Origin of the sequence: Saccharothrix syringae (genome assembly GCF_009498035.1) — a bacterium.
Classification (GTDB): domain Bacteria; phylum Actinomycetota; class Actinomycetes; order Mycobacteriales; family Pseudonocardiaceae; genus Actinosynnema; species Actinosynnema syringae.
Genome location: NZ_CP034550.1, coordinates 441,636 through 458,350, shown reverse-complemented (window position 1 = coordinate 458,350; position 16,715 = coordinate 441,636). Strand labels below are relative to the sequence as shown.

At 75.3% G+C, this 16,715-nt stretch carries 13 protein-coding genes; 9 read left to right on the top strand and 4 right to left on the bottom strand.

The window, feature by feature from the left end; translation table 11 throughout:
• Window positions 1-5: 5 nt before the first annotated feature.
• Both EKG83_RS02120 and EKG83_RS02115 read left to right on the top strand, forming a co-directional pair.
• Entirely contained in the window at window positions 6-1,424 is a 1,419-nt protein-coding gene (locus EKG83_RS02120) for a glycoside hydrolase family 3 protein (protein ID WP_033432256.1), read from the top strand.
• Between the two features lie 11 nt (window positions 1,425-1,435).
• Window positions 1,436-2,479 (top strand): SIS domain-containing protein, encoded by a 1,044-nt coding sequence (locus tag EKG83_RS02115; protein ID WP_033432257.1) that lies wholly within the window; start codon window positions 1,436-1,438, stop codon window positions 2,477-2,479.
• A 497-nt stretch (window positions 2,480-2,976) separates the two neighbouring features.
• Here EKG83_RS02115 and nagA read toward each other — a convergent pair whose 3' ends face one another.
• Complete coding sequence (nagA, locus tag EKG83_RS02110) at window positions 2,977-4,176, bottom strand: N-acetylglucosamine-6-phosphate deacetylase (protein WP_051766224.1); 1,200 nt, start codon at window positions 4,174-4,176, stop codon at window positions 2,977-2,979.
• Window positions 4,177-4,397: 221 nt separating this feature from the next.
• On the opposite strand from nagA, the gene EKG83_RS02105 reads away from it, so the two are divergent.
• Entirely contained in the window at window positions 4,398-5,072 is a 675-nt protein-coding gene (locus EKG83_RS02105) for a FadR/GntR family transcriptional regulator (protein ID WP_033432258.1), read from the top strand.
• A 75-nt stretch (window positions 5,073-5,147) separates the two neighbouring features.
• Here EKG83_RS02105 and EKG83_RS02100 read toward each other — a convergent pair whose 3' ends face one another.
• Together EKG83_RS02100 and EKG83_RS02095 are read right to left on the bottom strand one after the other, a co-directional pair.
• Window positions 5,148-6,092, bottom strand: coding sequence for an N-acetylglucosamine kinase (locus tag EKG83_RS02100; protein ID WP_033432259.1), 945 nt, complete (start codon window positions 6,090-6,092; stop codon window positions 5,148-5,150).
• Between the two features lie 97 nt (window positions 6,093-6,189).
• Window positions 6,190-9,561 carry a S8 family peptidase gene (locus EKG83_RS02095; protein ID WP_153277839.1) on the bottom strand — a complete coding sequence of 1,124 codons (3,372 nt, stop codon included), beginning with the start codon at window positions 9,559-9,561 and terminating at the stop codon, window positions 6,190-6,192.
• Window positions 9,562-9,717: 156 nt separating this feature from the next.
• Between EKG83_RS02095 and EKG83_RS02090 the strand changes: the two genes are divergently transcribed.
• From EKG83_RS02090 to EKG83_RS02070, 5 genes are all read left to right on the top strand, one after another.
• Window positions 9,718-10,572, top strand: coding sequence for a fumarylacetoacetate hydrolase family protein (locus EKG83_RS02090; RefSeq protein WP_033432260.1), 855 nt, complete (start codon window positions 9,718-9,720; stop codon window positions 10,570-10,572).
• Window positions 10,572-11,876 (top strand): enolase C-terminal domain-like protein, encoded by a 1,305-nt coding sequence (locus EKG83_RS02085; RefSeq protein ID WP_033432261.1) that lies wholly within the window; start codon window positions 10,572-10,574, stop codon window positions 11,874-11,876. Before EKG83_RS02090 ends, EKG83_RS02085 begins: the two co-directional genes overlap by 1 nt.
• Window positions 11,873-12,622 (top strand): SDR family NAD(P)-dependent oxidoreductase, encoded by a 750-nt coding sequence (locus EKG83_RS02080; RefSeq protein WP_033432262.1) that lies wholly within the window; start codon window positions 11,873-11,875, stop codon window positions 12,620-12,622. Before EKG83_RS02085 ends, EKG83_RS02080 begins: the two co-directional genes overlap by 4 nt.
• A gap of 11 nt (window positions 12,623-12,633) precedes the next feature.
• Complete coding sequence (locus tag EKG83_RS02075) at window positions 12,634-13,551, top strand: aldo/keto reductase (RefSeq protein WP_211269153.1); 918 nt, start codon at window positions 12,634-12,636, stop codon at window positions 13,549-13,551.
• 78 nt (window positions 13,552-13,629) lie between these two features.
• Window positions 13,630-14,730: a serine hydrolase domain-containing protein gene (locus EKG83_RS02070; RefSeq protein WP_051766226.1), complete on the top strand. Its 1,101-nt coding sequence runs from the start codon at window positions 13,630-13,632 to the stop codon at window positions 14,728-14,730.
• On the opposite strand, the gene EKG83_RS02065 is transcribed toward EKG83_RS02070, so the two are convergent.
• Window positions 14,727-15,371, bottom strand: a complete 645-nt coding sequence (locus EKG83_RS02065; protein ID WP_033432265.1) for a DUF3159 domain-containing protein — start codon at window positions 15,369-15,371, stop codon at window positions 14,727-14,729. The two genes, EKG83_RS02070 and EKG83_RS02065, sit on opposite strands and share 4 nt — an antisense overlap.
• Before the next feature lie 135 nt (window positions 15,372-15,506).
• Here EKG83_RS02065 and EKG83_RS02060 point away from each other — a divergent pair, with 135 nt between their 5' ends.
• Window positions 15,507-16,703: an ROK family transcriptional regulator gene (locus EKG83_RS02060; protein ID WP_051766227.1), complete on the top strand. Its 1,197-nt coding sequence runs from the start codon at window positions 15,507-15,509 to the stop codon at window positions 16,701-16,703.
• The last annotated feature ends 12 nt before the right edge of the window (window positions 16,704-16,715 follow it).

The window sequence follows — 16,715 nt, the reverse complement described above, 5'->3', positions numbered from 1 at the left end:
GGCGGATGTCGTTGCACCGGCTCGCGTCGGGTGTGCTGCTGCCGGGTTTCCACGGCACGGAGGCACCGGACTGGCTGTTGAAGCGGGTGGCGGACGGCCTGGGCGGCGTGGTGCTGTTCGGCCGCAACGTCGTGGACGACGCCCAGGTGACCGCCCTGAACGCCCAGCTGCGCGGTGCCCGCGCGGACGTGGTGATCGGCATCGACGAGGAGGGCGGCGACGTCACCAGGCTCGACGCCGGCCGCGGCTCGGAGGTGCCGGGCAACCACGCCCTGGGCGCGGCGGGCGACCTGCGGCTGACCCGCGAGGTGGCCGCGTCGATGGCCGCCCGCCTGGCGGCCTGCGGGGTGAGCCTGAACCTGGCCCCGTCGGCGGACCTGGTCCTCACCCTGGAGGACCCGGTGATCGGGGTGCGGTCGTTCGGCTCGGACCCGCGGGAGGCGGGTGCCCACGTGGCCGCGTTCGTCGAGGGCATGCAGGCGGTGGGCGTCGCGGCCTGCGCCAAGCACTTCCCCGGCCACGGCGCGTCCACCGTGGACTCCCACGCCGCGCTGCCGGTGCTGCCGCGCACCGCGGCGGAGCTGGCCGGGGTCGAGCTGGTCCCGTTCCGGGCGGCCGTGCAGGCGGGCGTGCGGTCGGTGATGACGGGCCACCTCGTCGTGCCCGAGTGGGGCCCCGAACCCGCGACCCTGAACCCCGAGGCGATCCGCGTGCTGCGGGAGGACCTGGGCTTCACCGGCGCGGTCATCACCGACGGCCTGGACATGAAGGCCGTGGGCGGCGACCTGGCCCAAGGCTCGGTCCGGGCCCTGGCCGCCGGCGTGGACGCCCTGTGCCTGGGCGGCGAACCGCTCGACGACGACGGCCTGCGCCGCCTGGTGGACGCCATCGTCGCCGCCGTGGAGTCGGGCGAACTGCCGCCGGAGAGGCTGGAGGAGGCGGCCCGGCGCACCGCGGCCCTGGGCACCCCGCCCGCCGCCGTGGAGGGACACGACCCGGACCTGGGCCTGAAAGCGGCCCGCGCCGCCCTGGGGGTGCGCGGGGAGCTGCGGCTGTCGGGTCCCCCGGTCGTGGTGGACCTGGCGGTGGAACCGTCGATCGCGGTGGGCGACGTCCCCTGGGGCCTGGGCCCGTACCTCGAAGAGCTGATCCCGGGCACCACGGTGGTCCCGCCGACCTCCGCGGCCGGGATCGCGGACCGGGCCGCCGGCCGCCCGGTCGTCGTGGTGACACGTGAGGCACACCGCCACGCGTGGGCTCGCGAGGTGGTCACCACACTCGCTAATATTGGTCTAGACCTTGTTCACGTCGAGACGGGCGTGCCGGGTCCGGACCTGGGCGCCACCGCCCGCGTCGACACCCACGGCGGTTCCCGGGTGTGCCTGCGCGCCGCGGCAGAGCGCATCGCCGCCGCCACCGAGTAGGGGAGTTCCCGATGAGCGAGCACCAGCCCGGCAGGCACATGGCGGCCGAGATCGACCAGCAACCCGGGGTCTTCGCCGACCTGGTCGCCAGGCGCGGCGACATCGCCTCGGTGGCCGGCGCGATCGCCGCCAGGAAGCCGAGGTTCGTCCTCCTGGCGGCCCGGGGCTCCAGCGACCACGCCGCCCTGTACGCGAAGTACCTGACCGAAGTGCTGCTGCAACTGCCCGCCGGCCTGGTGTCGCCATCGACCACCACCCTCTACGGCGCCCAACCGGACCTCCGCGACGTCCTCCTGGTGACCGTCTCCCAGTCCGGCGGCTCACCCGACCTGCTGGAGGTCACCGAGTCGGCCAGGTCCCGAGGCGCCCTGACCGTGGCCGTCACCAACACCCCCGACTCCCCCATCAACGCCGCCGCGGAACTCCAGGTGGACATCGGCGCGGGCGTGGAGCGGGCGGTAGCCGCGACCAAGACCTACTCGGCCACCCTCCTGGCCCTGTACCTGCTGGTGGACGCCATCCGAGGCGGCAACGGCTCCACCGTCGCCAACGTGGGCGACCTGGCACGGGCAACCCTCGACCAGTCCGCGGACGCAGTAGCGGAAGCAGTCCAGCGCTACCGCTTCGTGGACCGGGTCCTCACCACCGGCCGCGGCTACTCCCTCCCCTCGGCCCTGGAAGCGGCCCTGAAACTGGCCGAGACCTCCTACCTGGCCGCCAGGGCCTACAGCGGCGCCGACCTGCTCCACGGCCCGGTGGCGGCGGTGGACGCCGAAACGGCCGTCCTGGCCATCACCAGCACCGGCCGGGGCGGCGACGCCCTGCACGAGGTCCTGGACGCCGTCCACGGCCGCGGCGCGGACGTGCTGGCCGTCGGCTCGGTGTCGGACAAGGTGTCGGCCGCCCTGCGCGTCCCCGTGGCCGACACCGCCGAGGAAGTGGCCCCGATCCTGGAAATCCTCCCGGTCCAACGCCTGGCCCACGGCCTGTCCCTGGCCCGGGGCGGCGACCCGGACAGCCCCCGGGGCCTGAACAAGGTCACCCGCACCCGCTGACAACAACCCTGAACGTAGAACTCGGGGGGCCGGAACGTTCGACACGAGGGTCCTGAAGGTTCGACTCGCGCGGTTTGAACGCATGACACGCCCGGCTTGAACGCATGACACGCGGTGTCGGACTGGAGGACACGCGGTGTCCGAGTGGAGGACACGCCGGTGCTGGACGCATGACACGCCGGAGGACGCTGGGTCCGGTGGGGCCGGCGGGCCCCGATTTGACATGGGTTCGAGTGCCATAGGCTGGTCGGAGCCGGCAGGCTCGGCGGGACGCTTTTCCCCGCCGTGCCTGTCGGCTGCGGCCTGCCTCCGGTGCTCGTAAGGGCCCCATGTCAAATCGAGGCCCCTCGCAACCCGCCGGGTAAGCAAGAACGAAAAGGCCCGAGCGGGTTCAGCACCGCTCGGGCCTTCCTCGTCCGAGTCCGACTGTCAGACAGCTGTCAGGCAACCGCCGAACAACCGCCGGACGACAGGCAGAAAACAGGCAGACAACCGATCTATTGGCCGGCCGCCGCCAACCCGACGTCGCCGGTCTTCAGCACCTCGGTGCTGTCGAACACCACCTCACCGTCGACCCACACCTTCCGGGGCCGCAGCTCGTCGTCCCACCAGACGAGATCGGCCACCGCCCCGACCTCCAACCGCCCCAACGTCGGCTCCCCGATGACGTCGGCCGGGATGATCGTCGCCGAAGCCAGCGCGTCGGCCACCCCCACCCCCACCGACACGATGTTGCGCACCGCCCGGTCCAACGTCAGCGCACTCCCCGCGATGGTCCCCTCGGGCGACCGGGGCACCCCGTCCTCCGTGAGCAGCACGTCCGCCCCACCCAACTGGTACCGCCCGGGCGGCATCCCGGCCGCCGCCACCGCGTCGGTGACCAGCGCGACCCGCCCCCCGGCCGCGTTGAACACCAACCGGCAGACATCCGGCCCCACGTGCGCCAGATCGGCGATCAACCCCAGCGTGAACCGGTCGTCCACCAGGGCGACCCCCGGCACCCCGGGCTCCCGGTGCCCCAACGGCCGCTGGGCGTTGAACAGGTGCGTGACCATCCGGGCCCCGGCCTCGGCCGCCTCCCGCGTCTGCTCCCCGGTGGCGTCGCTGTGCCCGACCGCCACCAGCACCCCGGCGGCCGCCAGCCGGCGCACCGCCTCCATGCCCCCGGGCCGCTCGGGCGCCATGGTCACCATGCGCAGGGCACGGCGCAGCACCTCGTCACCCAGCAGCAGGTCCAGCTCGGCCGGCCCGGGCGCCACCATCAGGCTCGGGTCGTGCACCCCGGCCCGCTTCGGCGACAGGAACGGCCCCTCCAGGTGCACCCCGAGCGGCTTGGCACCGGCCCCCGGGAGCAGCGTGGCCGCCGCCGCCAGCACGGCGTGCGCCTGCCGCACCGCGACGGGCACCGGCGCCGTGATCAGCGTGGGCAGGAAGCGCGTCACCCCGGTCTGCGGGAGCGCTCTCGCAACCGCGGCCATGCCCTCGGGGTCGACCTCGGCGAAGTCGACGCCGACCGCCCCGTTGACCTGCACGTCCACCAGGCCCGGGGTGAGCAGCCCGTCGGTCAGCACCTCGGCGCCCTCGGGCGGTGGCCCCTGGACGACCTCGACGATCCGACCCCCGCTGATCCGTACCCCGGCGGGACCGGTGATGGTGCGACCGAGCAGTGCTCGCGGAGCTGCGACAACCGTGTCCAAGGTCCCTCCTCAAATGGTCCAGACCATTATGGCCGCAACAGGTGTACGACGTCACGTTTGGTTACAAAATAACAAAACAAACCAACATCAAGTAAAAACCCACCGACCGGACGCCGACCGGACGCCGACCGGACGCCGACCCGACACCACCCACGCGCTTGATCCTCGTGGCCCATACTTGGCGCCAGACATCCGAGGTCTACCGACGAGGCGAGGGCGCCGTGGCCGTGACCGACGACGCGATCCTGCGCGTCAAGGAGATGATCGTCTCCGGGGAGCTCAAACCCGGCGACCGGCTGCCGCGCGAGGCGGACCTGGCCGAGCGGCTGGGCCTGTCGCGCAACTCCCTGCGCGAGGCGGTCAAGGCGCTGTCCCTGGTCAGGGTCCTGGACGTGCGCCAGGGCGACGGCACCTACGTCTCCAGCCTCCGCGCCGACGACCTGCTCGGCGCCCTGTCGTTCGTGCTGGACCTGCACCGCGGCGAGGACTCGGTGCTCGAAGTCCTCCAGGTCCGCCGCATCCTCGAACCGGCCGCGGTCGCGATGGCCGCCCAGCGGGTCGACCCGGACGAGGTGACCGCCCTGCGCGCCCTGTGCGACACCGCCGAGTCCGCCCGCACGGTCGAGGAACTGGTCGAGCACGACCTGGAGTTCCACCGCGCCATCGCCCGCTGCTCGGGCAACGCCTACCTGGCCCGCCTGCTCGACACCCTGGCCGGCCCGACCGTCCGGGTCCGCATCTGGCGCGGCATCACCCAGGCCGGCGCGGTGGCGCGCACCGTCGCCGAGCACCGCGCGATCGTCGACGCCCTGGCCGCGCACCAACCCGAACTGGCCCGCTCCTGGGCCACCGTGCACGTGGCCGGCGTCGAGCAGTGGCTGTCGGACCTGGCCTGAGAACAGCCCACCCGCACCGGCCGACCAGCACCAACACCAGCCGGACCACCCGCCCGGCCACACCGACCGCCCCGGTCACACCGGCCGAGGCGCCCCTTCCCCCAGCACCTCCACCGCCGCCAACCAAGCCGCTCCGGCCGCCCCGTCCGAGGCCACCACCACCGGCCCCCCGGTCCGCCGCCCCAGCTCCCGCCGCAACCGCGACCCCAGCGGCTCGGCCCGCACCAGGCTCCCCACCAGCACCACCGGCGTGGTCTCCCCCGCCACCCGGACTGCCTCGGCCAACCCGACCAGCACCTCCACCGCCCCACCGATGATCCGCTCCGCCGACGGCGCACCGGCGTGCGCGGTGACCAGCGGCGCGTACCGGGCCAGCCCGACCGGCGGCCCGGCGTTGACCGCGGTGATCAACCGCCGCCACCGCTCCCGGTCCGCCCCGGCGCCAACCCCGGCCCCAACCCCGGCCCGCTCCAGCACCGCCGCCGTCAGCTCGTCCGCCCCACCGCGCTCCAACGCGCCCAGCGCGGCCCGCACCGCCTCCCGCCCCAACCAGAACGCGGACCCCTCGTCACCCAACAACCACCCGTATCCCCCCGCGGTCGACACCAACGAGTGGTTCTCGACCCGAGCCGCGACGGACCCTGTCCCGGCCACCAGCACCGTGCCGTCGGGCGAACCCGATCCCGAGGCGAACGCCACCTCGCAGTCGGTCACCACCCGCAGCGGGCACCGCAGCCCGGCACCGCGCCACGCCGCCTCGAACAACCCGCCCACCACCGGGTCGGACAGCACCTTGCCGGACCCGGCCATCCCGAGCACACCGGCCTCGACCGCCGCCGGGTCCACCCCGGCCAACGCCGCGACCAGCGCCTCCCGGACGTTCCCCGCGGCCACCGCCGGCGGGTGCGAGTTGGGGTTCGCACCCCCGGTCACCCCGGCGCCGACCCGCTCCCCCGCCAGGTCCAGCACCACCGCGCGGGTGCTCGTGCCGCCACCGTCCAGCCCGACCACGAAGCCCATTCACCCGAGTATGCCGATCACCCCACCACCCGACCGCCCCCACCAGCCGGACACCGCCCCCACCAGCCGACCACCCACACCACCCACCACCGAAACCTCACCCCACCACCTGCACCCGGTCACCGGACGCGTTGTGGTGGTGCAGCACCAGCAGGCCACCGGCCCGGTCCACCGCCGCCGACGCCGGGTCGCGGACCACCTCCACCTCGTCCCCGACCCGGGCCGTGAACGACCACCCGCCGCGCAACCCGATCCCCGGGTGCAGCGGGTCGAACGACATCGGCTCGGCGACGTGGTCCACGAACCCCTCCGGGTCACCGGGCGCCGGGTACAGCCCGGACACCCCGGCCGTGTAGGTCAGCCGCGCCGACCCGGCCCCAGCGTCGATCCCCAGCGCCGACAGCAGCACCGGCAGCACCACCACGTCGCTGTCCATCACGTTCGTGTCGACGTCGCCGTACTGCCCGTTGAGCGGCTGCTCGTCGACCACCGCGCCGTCGGCCACCCGCGTGGTCCGCGCCAGCCACACGTCCGAGGTGACCACACCCGCCGCGTTCGTCGGCTTGACCGCCTCGACCACGTAGTCGTGCGCCCCGTCGGCATCGGTGTCGATCCGGATCCACGGCGAGTTCACCGACCCGAGCGTCACCCAGTCCCGCCACGTGGCCACGCCGAACGCCACGGTCGTGCCGTCCGACGCGGCCCCGACGTACCGGAGGTCGCCTCCCCGCGCCGACTCGTTCACCGCGCACCCGACCTCCACCTCCTCGGTGCAGGCGGGCAGCTCCGGGCTGGTGCCCTGCAGCTCGAACGCGGTCATCAGCGACCGGTACGCCTCGTCGCCCTCCCCCTGGTCGAGCGCCCGCCCGCCCAGCCGCAGCACACCGCCGTCCAGGACGGCCTCCACGTCCGCCACCGGCTTCGGCGCCGCGTACACCGGCACCCGCAGCGCCGGCCCGCCCGCGCGCACCACCACCAGCCCGGACGCCTCGGCCAGGAACTGCCGGGCCACGCCGGCCTGCAGCTTCTCCACCGTCGGGTCGGCGACCTTGCGCAGCTCCCCCGGCACCAGCCGCAGCCGCACGTCGACCGCCCGCGACTGCCCCGGCGGCACCACCACGACCGGCGGCCACACCTCGAAGCTCGCGCCCGGCACCTGTGTCACGGGCTCGTAGGACAGGCGGGCCGTGCGCCAGGCGGCCGACTTGTTGACCACCTCCAGCGGCCTGGTCAGCTCCTCCTCCCCGGCCACGCCGACCGGCCCGAACGAGATGCCGACCGCGCCGGCGTCGCCGGCCGCCATGGCCAGCACGTCCGCGGCCACGGCGTCCACCGCGTCCACGCGCCCCGCGCCGACCCGCATCGGCGCCTCGCGCGTGCCGGTCGTGCGGTCGTCGCCGTCGGTCACGTCGTGGGTCGCGGTGTTCACGATCGCGGCCTTGACCTCCTCGACCGACCGGTCCGGGTGGGCCTGGCGGACCAGCGCGGCGATGCCCGCCACGTGCGGTGCCGCCATCGACGTGCCGCCCAGGCTCACCGCGCCGGTGCCGGTGCCGGCCGCCGCGGACAGGATCGTGTCGCCGGGCGCGGCCACGTCGGGCTTGGCCGCGACCGGGCCGCGCGACCCGCGCGACGAGGACGGCGTCACGGTGTCGGCGAGGTCCGGGATGGTGGTCGGCGCGGCGTTGCGCAGGGCACCGGTCATCCGGACCCGGAGGGTGCCCGCCTCCAGCGCGGGGCGCACGGCCCGGCTGTCGGTGCCGGTGAGCTGGAAGACGGGGATGCCCGCGTTGCCCGCGATGGCCGCCTTGAACACGTCGCCGTCGGCGGGCAGCAGCACGCCCCGCGCGCCGGCGGCCTGCGCGTTGTCGGTGCGGGGCGCGGAGCCGCACTCGCGCGTCGCGTCGTCCTCGTCCCACTCCAGCCACACGAACCGGTCGGTCAGGTCCTGGGTGATCGGCGCGCAGCCGTCGGCGTTGGCCTGGTCGGCGACCGGCACGACCGGCAGCTCCAGGTCCAGCGCGTCGTAGCCGGGGTAGCCGACGCTGTACTGGCCGGAGCGCCGCGCCCCGTCCGCCTCGACGCCGTCGAGGAGCATGAACGCGTCGCGCGTGTTCGCCACGGCCAGCGCCTCGGGGGTGTTCGCGGGCGAGCCGCCGACGTCGTAGGAGTCGCCGCCGTTGCCCGCCGACGCCACCACCACCACGCCGTGCTCGACGACCTTGCGCACGAACAGGCTGTCCGGGTCGTCCTGGCCGCCGTAGTCGCCGCCCAGGGACAGGTTCACCACGTCGAGGCGGTCGCCGAAGTCGCCGTCGCCGTTCGGGTCGAGCGACCAGTCCAGGGCCTGGCCGACCAGCGCGGTGGCGCCGGAGCAGCCGAAGATCTTCAGCGCGTACAGCTGGGCCGCCGGGGCGACGCCGGGACCGATGCCCATGCCGTTCAACGCCTCCGGCGTCAGGGCGCCGTAGTCGCCGGTGAACGCGGTGCCGTCGGCGTTGGTGCCGTAGCCGGCGGCCGTGCCGGCGACGTGGGTGCCGTGGCCCTGGCAGTCCATCGGGTTGGGGTCGGGCGCGGGCGTGGCGCGGACCGGGTCGTTGGCGTCGTAGTCGTCACCGGCGAAGTCGTGGCCGCCGACGACCTTCGCGGTCGGCGTCCACGGCGCGGTGCGGTCGACCGCGTCGTGGGCGGCGGTGGTGCCGGGGCCGCCGAAGTCGGCGTGCGTGTAGTCGATGCCGGTGTCAACGACGCCGATGCGCATCCCCTCGCCGCGGTGGCCGGTGTCGCGCCAGACCCGGTCCACCCCGGTGAGCTGCGCGGCGGAGGCGTTGTGGAGGACCTTGGGCACGGTGCGGCGGATCGCGCGGACCTCCGGCAGGGCGGCCAGCTCGCGCAGCCGCGCGGCGTCGGCGGTGACGAGCACGCCGGGCACGGCGTTGCCGGTGGTGGCGACCTCGCGGGTGCCGGCGTCCCGGTGGCGCAGGGCGGCCAGGACCCGGTCGGCGACGTCCTCGGTGCGCCGGCGGGCGGCGCGGGCGGCGGCGGCCGGGTCGACCGCGCCGCGGGCCTTCTGGTCGCCGTAAGCCTCGGCGGCGGGGGTGGTGGCGAGTTCGACGAAGGCGGTGACGGGGCCCGTGGCGCGGGTCAGGGCGGGGTCGACGCGCTCGGCGGGCGGTTCGTCGCCGCGCCGGGGGCGGGTGCGGTCGTGGTTCGGGGGCAGGGGGAGCGCCCCGGCCGGGTGCGCGGCGGATACGACCGGACCGAGGGCGGCGGGACCGGCGCCGGCCCGGCCGGAGCCGACCACCGACGCGATCGGGCCCGCGACCCCGCCCCCCGGTGTCGAACCCGCCCCGAGGGCGGCGGGCGCCCCCGGCGCGGCGGCCTGGCCCGCGACCAGCGAGACGAGCAGGGCGGCGGTCGCAGCGGGTGCCCACACCGGGCGGCGGTGGTTCATCGCGTCCTCTCGCATCCTTTCGCGTCCTCGACGTTCCTCGTACGTCCCCGCACGTCTTCACGCGTCTCAGCGGCCCGGATTCATCGGACCACTATCCGGACACCCCCTGGACGACCCCCACACGGAAGCGCTATACATCCGATGTGTCGACCGTCCTCAAGGAGGTCCGCCGTGCAGTTGCTGCGTCTGGGACCGGCTGGTTCCGAACGCCCCGCCGTCCGCGCCGACGACGGCGCCACCTACGACCTGACCCCGGTCACGGCCGACGTGACGGGCGACTTCCTAGCCGATGACGGCATCGCGCGCGCCCGTGCCGCGCTGGCGAACCGCGAACTCCAGCCGATCGTGGCGGACGGCGTGCGCGTCGGCCCGCCCGTCGCGGGCGTGGGCAAGATCGTGTGCATCGGCCTGAACTACCGGGACCACGCCGAGGAGACCGGCGCCGCGGTCCCGGCCGAGCCCGTCGTGTTCCTCAAGGCCCCCGACACGATCGTGGGACCCGACGACGAGGTGCTGATCCCCCGCCGCTCGACCCGGACCGACTGGGAGGTCGAGCTGGGCGTGGTCATCGGCCGCACCGCGCGCTACCTGGGGTCCGCCGAGGAGGCGCTGGCCTGCGTCGCCGGGTACACGATCTCCCACGACGTGTCCGAGCGGGAGTTCCAGCTCGACCGCGGCGGGCAGTGGGACAAGGGCAAGAACTGCGAGACGTTCAACCCGCTCGGCCCGTACCTGGTGCCCGCCGACGAGGTCGCGGACCCCCAGGCGCTCGGCCTGCGGCTGCGCGTCAACGGCGTCCCGCGCCAGGACTCCTCGACCAAGAACATGATCTTCCCGGTGGCCGAGCTGGTCCGCTACCTGAGCTGGTTCCTGGTGCTGCGGCCGGGCGACCTGGTCAACACCGGCACGCCCGCCGGCGTGGCGCTGGGGCAACCCGAGCCCAAGCCCTACCTGCGCGCGGGCGACGTGGTGGAGCTGGAGATCGACGGGCTGGGCCGGCAGCGGCAGACGTTCGGGCAGGCGTGATGCCCCGCGTCGTCGCGCTCGACGTGGTGGACGTCCGGTTCCCGACCTCGCGCGAGCTGGACGGCTCGGACGCGATGAACCCCGACCCCGACTACTCGGCCGCCTACGCGGTGCTGCGCACCGACGAGGGCCCGGACGGCCACGGCCTGGCGTTCACCATCGGCCGGGGCAACGACGTGCAGGTCGCGGCGATCCGGGCGCTCGCGCCGCACGTGGTGGGCCGGCCCGCGCCGACGACCGCGCGCGACCTCGCCGCCCTGTCCGCCGACCTGGTCGGCGACTCGCAGCTGCGCTGGCTCGGCCCGGAGAAGGGCGTGGCGCACATGGCGCTGGGCGCGGTGGTCAACGCCGCGTGGGACCTGGCGGCCCGGCGCGCGGGCCTGCCGCTGTGGCGGTTCCTGGCCGGGATGACCCCGGAGGAGCTGGTCGGCCTGGTCGACTTCCGCTACCTCTCCGACGCGCTGACCCCCGACGAGGCCCTGGACCTGCTGCGCCGCGCCGAACCCGGCCGGGCCGGGCGCGCCGCGCGCCTGGAGGCCGACGGCTACCCCGCCTACACCACCTCGCCCGGCTGGCTCGGCTACTCCGACGACAAGCTGGCCGACCTGGCCCGGCGGGCGGTGGCCGACGGCTTCGACATGATCAAGATCAAGGTCGGCGCCTCGCCCGCGGACGACGTGCGCCGGCTCCGGCTGGCCCGCGAGGTCGTCGGCCCGGACGTGCGCATCGCGGTGGACGCCAACCAGCGCTGGGACGTGGCCACCGCGGTCGAGCGGGTGCGCGAGCTGGCCCCGTTCGACCCGTACTGGGTCGAGGAGCCTACCTCGCCCGACGACGTGCTCGCCCACCAGGCCATCGCGCGCGCCCTGCACCCGATCCGGGTCGCCACCGGCGAGCACGTGGCGAACCGGGTGGTGTTCAAGCAGCTCCTCCAGGCCCGCGCGGTGGACGTGGTGCAGATCGACGCGTGCCGGGTCGGCGGGGTCAACGAGAACGTCGCGATCCTGCTGCTGGCGGCCAAGTTCGGCGTGCCGGTGTGCCCGCACGCGGGCGGCGTCGGCCTGTGCGAGCTGGTGCGGCACCTGGCGATGTTCGACTTCGTCGCGGTCTCGGGCACCACCGAGGGCCGCGCCCTGGAGTGGGTGGACCACCTGCACGAGCACTTCACCGACCCGGCCGTGGTGCGCGGCGGGCGGTACGCGGCGCCGACCGAACCCGGCTTCTCGGCCCGCATGGTCGACCGGGCCCTGGTCGACTTCCGCTACCCCGACGGTCCGGTGTGGACGAACCTGGAGGCGCGGTGAGCGAGTTCGCGGGACTGGTCGCGGTGGTGACCGGCGGCGCGTCCGGCATCGGCCTGGCGACCGCCCGGCTGCTGGCCGGGCGCGGCGCCACGGCGGTGGCCCTGGACCTGGAGCCCCGGGTGGACCCGCCGATGCACGGCGTCCGGGCCGACGTGACCGACGACGGGTCGGTGCGCGCGGCCGTCGCCGAGGTCGTCGAGCGGTTCGGCCGGCTCGACGTGCTGGTGAACAACGCGGGCATCGGCGCGCAGGGCGACGTGGCGGCCAACCCGGACGACGAGTGGCTGCGGGTGCTGGACGTGAACGTGCTCGGCATGGCCCGGGTCACCCGCGCCGCGCTGCCGCACCTGCGCCGGTCGCCGGCCGCGGCGATCGTGAACACCGGCTCCATCGCCGGCTGGGCCGGCCTGCCGCAGCGCGCCCTGTACTCGGCCAGCAAGGGCGCGGTGCACGCGCTGACCCTGGCCATGGCGGCCGACCACGTGCGCGAGGGCATCCGGGTCAACGCGGTGGCGCCCGGCACGGTGGACACCCCGTGGGTGGGCCGCCTGCTGGACGCGGCCGACGACCCGGCCGACGAGCGCGCCGCGCTGGAGGCCCGGCAGCCGCACGGCCGGCTGGTGTCGGCGGAGGAGGTCGCGGGCGCCGTCGCCTACCTGGCCGGTCCCCTGTCCGGCTCGACCACGGGCACCGTCCTGGCCGTCGACGGCGGCATGCGGACCCTGCGCCTGCGGCCGCGGCCGTGAACCCCGCGGCCGTGAGGGGCGTCGCGCTGTCCCGCCTCGGCTTCGGCGGCGGGCCGATCGGCAACCTGTTCACCGCGGTGTCCGACGAGGACGCCGCCGGCGCGCTGGGAGCCGCGTGGGACGCGGGCGTCCGCTACTTCGACACCGCGCCGCACTACGGGCTGGGCCTGTCCGAGCGGCGGCTGGGCCGGTTCCTGCGCACCCGGCCGCGCGCGGAATTCGCGGTGTCCACCAAGGTCGGCCGGCTGCTGGAGCCGTTCGACGGCGGCGGGGACGACCTGGCGAACGGCTTCGCGGTGCCCGCCACCCACCGGCGGGTGTGGGACTTCGGCGCGGACGGCGTCCGCCGGTCCCTGGAGTCCTCTTTGGACCGGCTCGGGCTCGACCGGGTGGACGTGGTGTACCTGCACGACCCGGACGACCACTGGGAGCAGGCGATCACCCGGGGCGTGCCCGCGCTGGTGAAGCTGCGCGACGAGGGCGTCGTCCGGGCGATCGGCGTGGGCATGAACCAGTGGCGGATGCTCGCGCGGTTCGTCCGCGAGGCCGACCTGGACGTGGTGCTGCTCGCCGGCCGCTACACCCTGCTCGACCGGTCGGGCGCCGAGCTGCTGGAGCTGTGCGCGGAGCGCGGCGTGGCGGTGGTGGCGGCCGGGGTGTTCAACTCCGGGCTGCTCGCCGCGCCCGCCGCCGGCGCCACCTACGACTACCGCGCGGCACCGCCCGGGCTGGTCGAGCGGGCCCGGCGGGTGGCCGGGGTGTGCGGGCGGCACGGGGTGCCGGTGCCGCAGGCCGCCATCGCGTTCCCGCGGCGGCACCCGGCCGTGGCGTCGGTGCTGGTGGGCGTGCGGTCGGCCGAGGAGGTGCGGGCGAACGCGGCCGAGGTCGACGTCCCGCCGGCGCTGTGGGAGGAACTGGACCGCCTGTGACCCCCGGGGTTCCCCTGACGTGAAGTCCAGGGGCGGACCCGGATGATCTCCGCGGCCCGGCCCGACAGGCTTCCCGGCATGAGAAAGCTGTTGCTCGTCCCCGTGGTCGCCGCCCTCACCGCCGCCCTGGTCCCGGCCGCCTCCGCCGCGACCGTCCCCCCGCTCAGGCCCGACGCGCTGCGCGCCGCCGTCGCCTCGCTGCCCGACGACGAGGCGAGCGGCGCCCTGGTCCGCGTGTCCGGCACGGCCGGCGGCTGGCGCGGTTCCGGCGGCGTGGCGCGGATCGGCACGCGGCAGCCCGTGCACCCGGACGGCCGGTTCCGCGTCGGCAGCATCACCAAGCTGTTCACCGCGGCCGCCGCGCTCAAGCTGGCCGGGTCCGGCCGGCTCGACCTCGACCAAACCGTCCAGCACTACCTGCCCGACCTGCTCGACCCGGCCGTGTTCACCAAGCCGATCACCGTCCGGCAGCTGCTCGACCACACCCACGGCATCGCCGGGCACGGCCTGCCGCACAAGGACCCCGCGTGGTTCCTGGAGCACCGCTACGACACCTTCGACCCGCTGGAGGTGGTGAAGCTGGGCGTCGCGCAGGGTCCGCAGTTCGACCCCGGCACCGCGCAGCAGTACGGCAACATGGGCTACCTGGTGGCCGGGCTGGTGATCGAGGCGGCGACCGGCCGGCCCTACGGCGACGCCGTGCGCGACGAGGTCATCCGACCGCTGGGCCTGCGCGACACCTACCTGCCCGGCACCGACCCGCGCATCCGGGGCGTGCACGCGCACGGCTACGAGCTGACCGGCACCGGCCACGTCGACGTGACCGAGGCCAACCCGACGCTCCAGTGGGCGGCGGCCGAGGTGGTCTCCAGCGCCCGCGACCTCGACCGGCTGCTGGCCGCCCTGCTGCGCGGGGACTACCTGACCCCGGCGCAGCGGGCCGAGCTGATGGACGTGCCGGACCTGCCGGGCGCGGTGCACGGCCTGGGCATCTCGCGCATCGAACTGACGCCGGGCTTCGTGGTGTGGGGCAAGACCGGTGACCGGCCGGGCTACAACAACGGCGTCGCGGGCACCCCCGACGGCAGCCGCACGCTGGTCTACTCGGTGAACACCCTGCACATGGGCGGCGAGCTGTCGGCCACCGCGCGCCGGGTCATCGCCGCCGCGTTCTCCTAGTCCCCGCCGGGCACGCGGGGGTGGCGCAGGCCGGGGTGGTCGCCGGGCAGCGAGCGGCGCAGCACCCACCAGCTCACCGCGACGCAGGCCACCTGGAGGGGCCAGGTCAGGGCGACCCGCATGACGCCCAGCAGGACGACCTGGCCCGCCAGCCACAGCGCGCCGAACACGAGCACCCGCAGCACGTACTGGCCGACCCAGGGCCACGACGCGAGCCGGTAGGCCCGCAGCAGGTCCGGGTCGCGCCGCCAGCGGAACCGCTGCCCGGTCACCAGCCCGACGACCACGCCGAGCAGCGGCCACCGCACCACGATCGACGCCGCCCAGGCCAGCGCGGAGGCGGCGTTGAGCAGGATCTGGAGCAGGAAGAAGTCCTCCGGGCGACCGGTGCGCAGGGCCACGTAGGCCGCCGCCACGACCACCGCCACCGACACCAGCAGCGCGCCGGGGCGGGCGCCGCGCACCACGCGCACCACGCCGACCACCACACCGCACAGGACGGCGGCCAGCGCGCCCGCCTCGACCGAGCGGCCGCCCAGCAGCCAGCCGAGGACGAACGCCGCCGGGGGCAGCGAGGCGTCCACCGCACCACCCCGGCCGCCCAGCAGGGCGGCCAGCGACTCCTGACGCGTGTCGGTCATGCCTCCAGGGTGCCTTAGGGGGACCTAACCCGGGTAACGGCCCCGTCTCGGCAGTGGACCAGACCATTGACGGCGGTGACCCGGCTCACTACCGTTCGGCGAAATCGTCTGGAAAGTTAACAGACAGGAGCGCCGATGCGAGCCGGGAGCCCGAGGCTGCTGCGCGAGATCAACGACCGCGCCGCGATCGAGGCACTGCTCCGCAACGGCCCGCTGACCAGGTCGGAGCTGGAGGGCCTCATCGGCCTGTCCAAACCGGCCACCGCCCAGCTGCTCACCCGCCTGGAGGGCGAGGGCACCGTGCTGCGCAGCGGCCTGCGCGGCGGCGGGCGGGGTCCGCGGGCGCAGCTGTGGGCGGTCAACGGCGCGCTCGCCCACGTCGCCGCGGTGGACCTCACCCCCGACGCGGTCGACGTCGCCGTGGCCGACATCTCCGGCGCCGTGCTCACCGAGCACCGCGCGCCCATGCCCCGCACCGGCGTGCTGGAGGCGTTCCGCGGCGCGGTCACCAAGGCCGCCGCCCAGGCGGGCCTGACCACCGAGGCCCTGCACCACGTGGTCGTGGGCAGCCCCGGCGCGGTCGACCCCGCCACCGGCAGGCTGAACTACGCGCCGCACATGCCCGGCTGGGGCGACAAGGACCTGCCCCGGGAGCTGCGCGAGCTGCTCGGCACCGGCGTCACGGTCGAGAACGACGTGAACCTGGTCGCGCTGGAGGAGATGGTCGCCGGCCGGGCCCGGGGCGTGAAGGACTTCGTGCTGGTGTGGCCCGCGGACGCGGTCGGCGCCGCGGTCGTGGTCAACGGCGCGCTGCTGCGCGGCGCCACCGGCGGCGCGGGCGAGGTCGACGCCCTGCGGGTGCCCGACCGCGCGCACGCCGACACCGGCGCCGACCGCACCGGCAGCCGCTACGGCGACCTGCTCGGCAGCGCGGCCATCGCCCGGCTCGCCCGCGCGCACGGCGTGTCAGCCCGCACCGGCCGGGCCGCGGTGGCCAAGGCCCTGGGCGAGGGCACCGCGGGCCGCGAGTTCCTGGTCGACCTCGCCCGCCGCATCGCCACCGGCGTGGCCAACGTGGTCGCCGTGCTCGACCCGGAGCTGGTGCTGCTCTCCGGCGAGGTCGCGCACGCGGGCGGCACCGCGCTCACCGACCTCGTGGCCGCCGAGCTGCGCCTGCTCGTGGTGCCCCGCACCCCCGTCCGGCTCGCCCAGGTGACCGGCAAACCGGTGCGCTCCGGCGCCCTGCACGCCGCGCTGTCGGTCGCCCGGGAGCAGGTGTTCGGCCTGCCCGCCGCCACGACCGAACCCTTCGGCGGCCCGCCGCCCGACTAGCGGAACGCCTCA

Coding starts and splice junctions, on each gene's coding strand:
- EKG83_RS02120 (WP_033432256.1), top strand. CDS start 6: ATGTCGTTGCACCGGCTCGCGTCGGGTGTGCTGCTGCCGGGTTTCCAC.
- EKG83_RS02115 (WP_033432257.1), top strand. CDS start 1,436: ATGAGCGAGCACCAGCCCGGCAGGCACATGGCGGCCGAGATCGACCAG.
- EKG83_RS02100 (WP_033432259.1), bottom strand. CDS start 6,092: ATGGGCTTCGTGGTCGGGCTGGACGGTGGCGGCACGAGCACCCGCGCG.
- EKG83_RS02095 (WP_153277839.1), bottom strand. CDS start 9,561: ATGCGAGAGGACGCGATGAACCACCGCCGCCCGGTGTGGGCACCCGCT.
- EKG83_RS02085 (WP_033432261.1), top strand. CDS start 10,572: ATGCCCCGCGTCGTCGCGCTCGACGTGGTGGACGTCCGGTTCCCGACC.
- EKG83_RS02070 (WP_051766226.1), top strand. CDS start 13,630: ATGAGAAAGCTGTTGCTCGTCCCCGTGGTCGCCGCCCTCACCGCCGCC.
- EKG83_RS02065 (WP_033432265.1), bottom strand. CDS start 15,371: ATGACCGACACGCGTCAGGAGTCGCTGGCCGCCCTGCTGGGCGGCCGG.
- EKG83_RS02060 (WP_051766227.1), top strand. CDS start 15,507: ATGCGAGCCGGGAGCCCGAGGCTGCTGCGCGAGATCAACGACCGCGCC.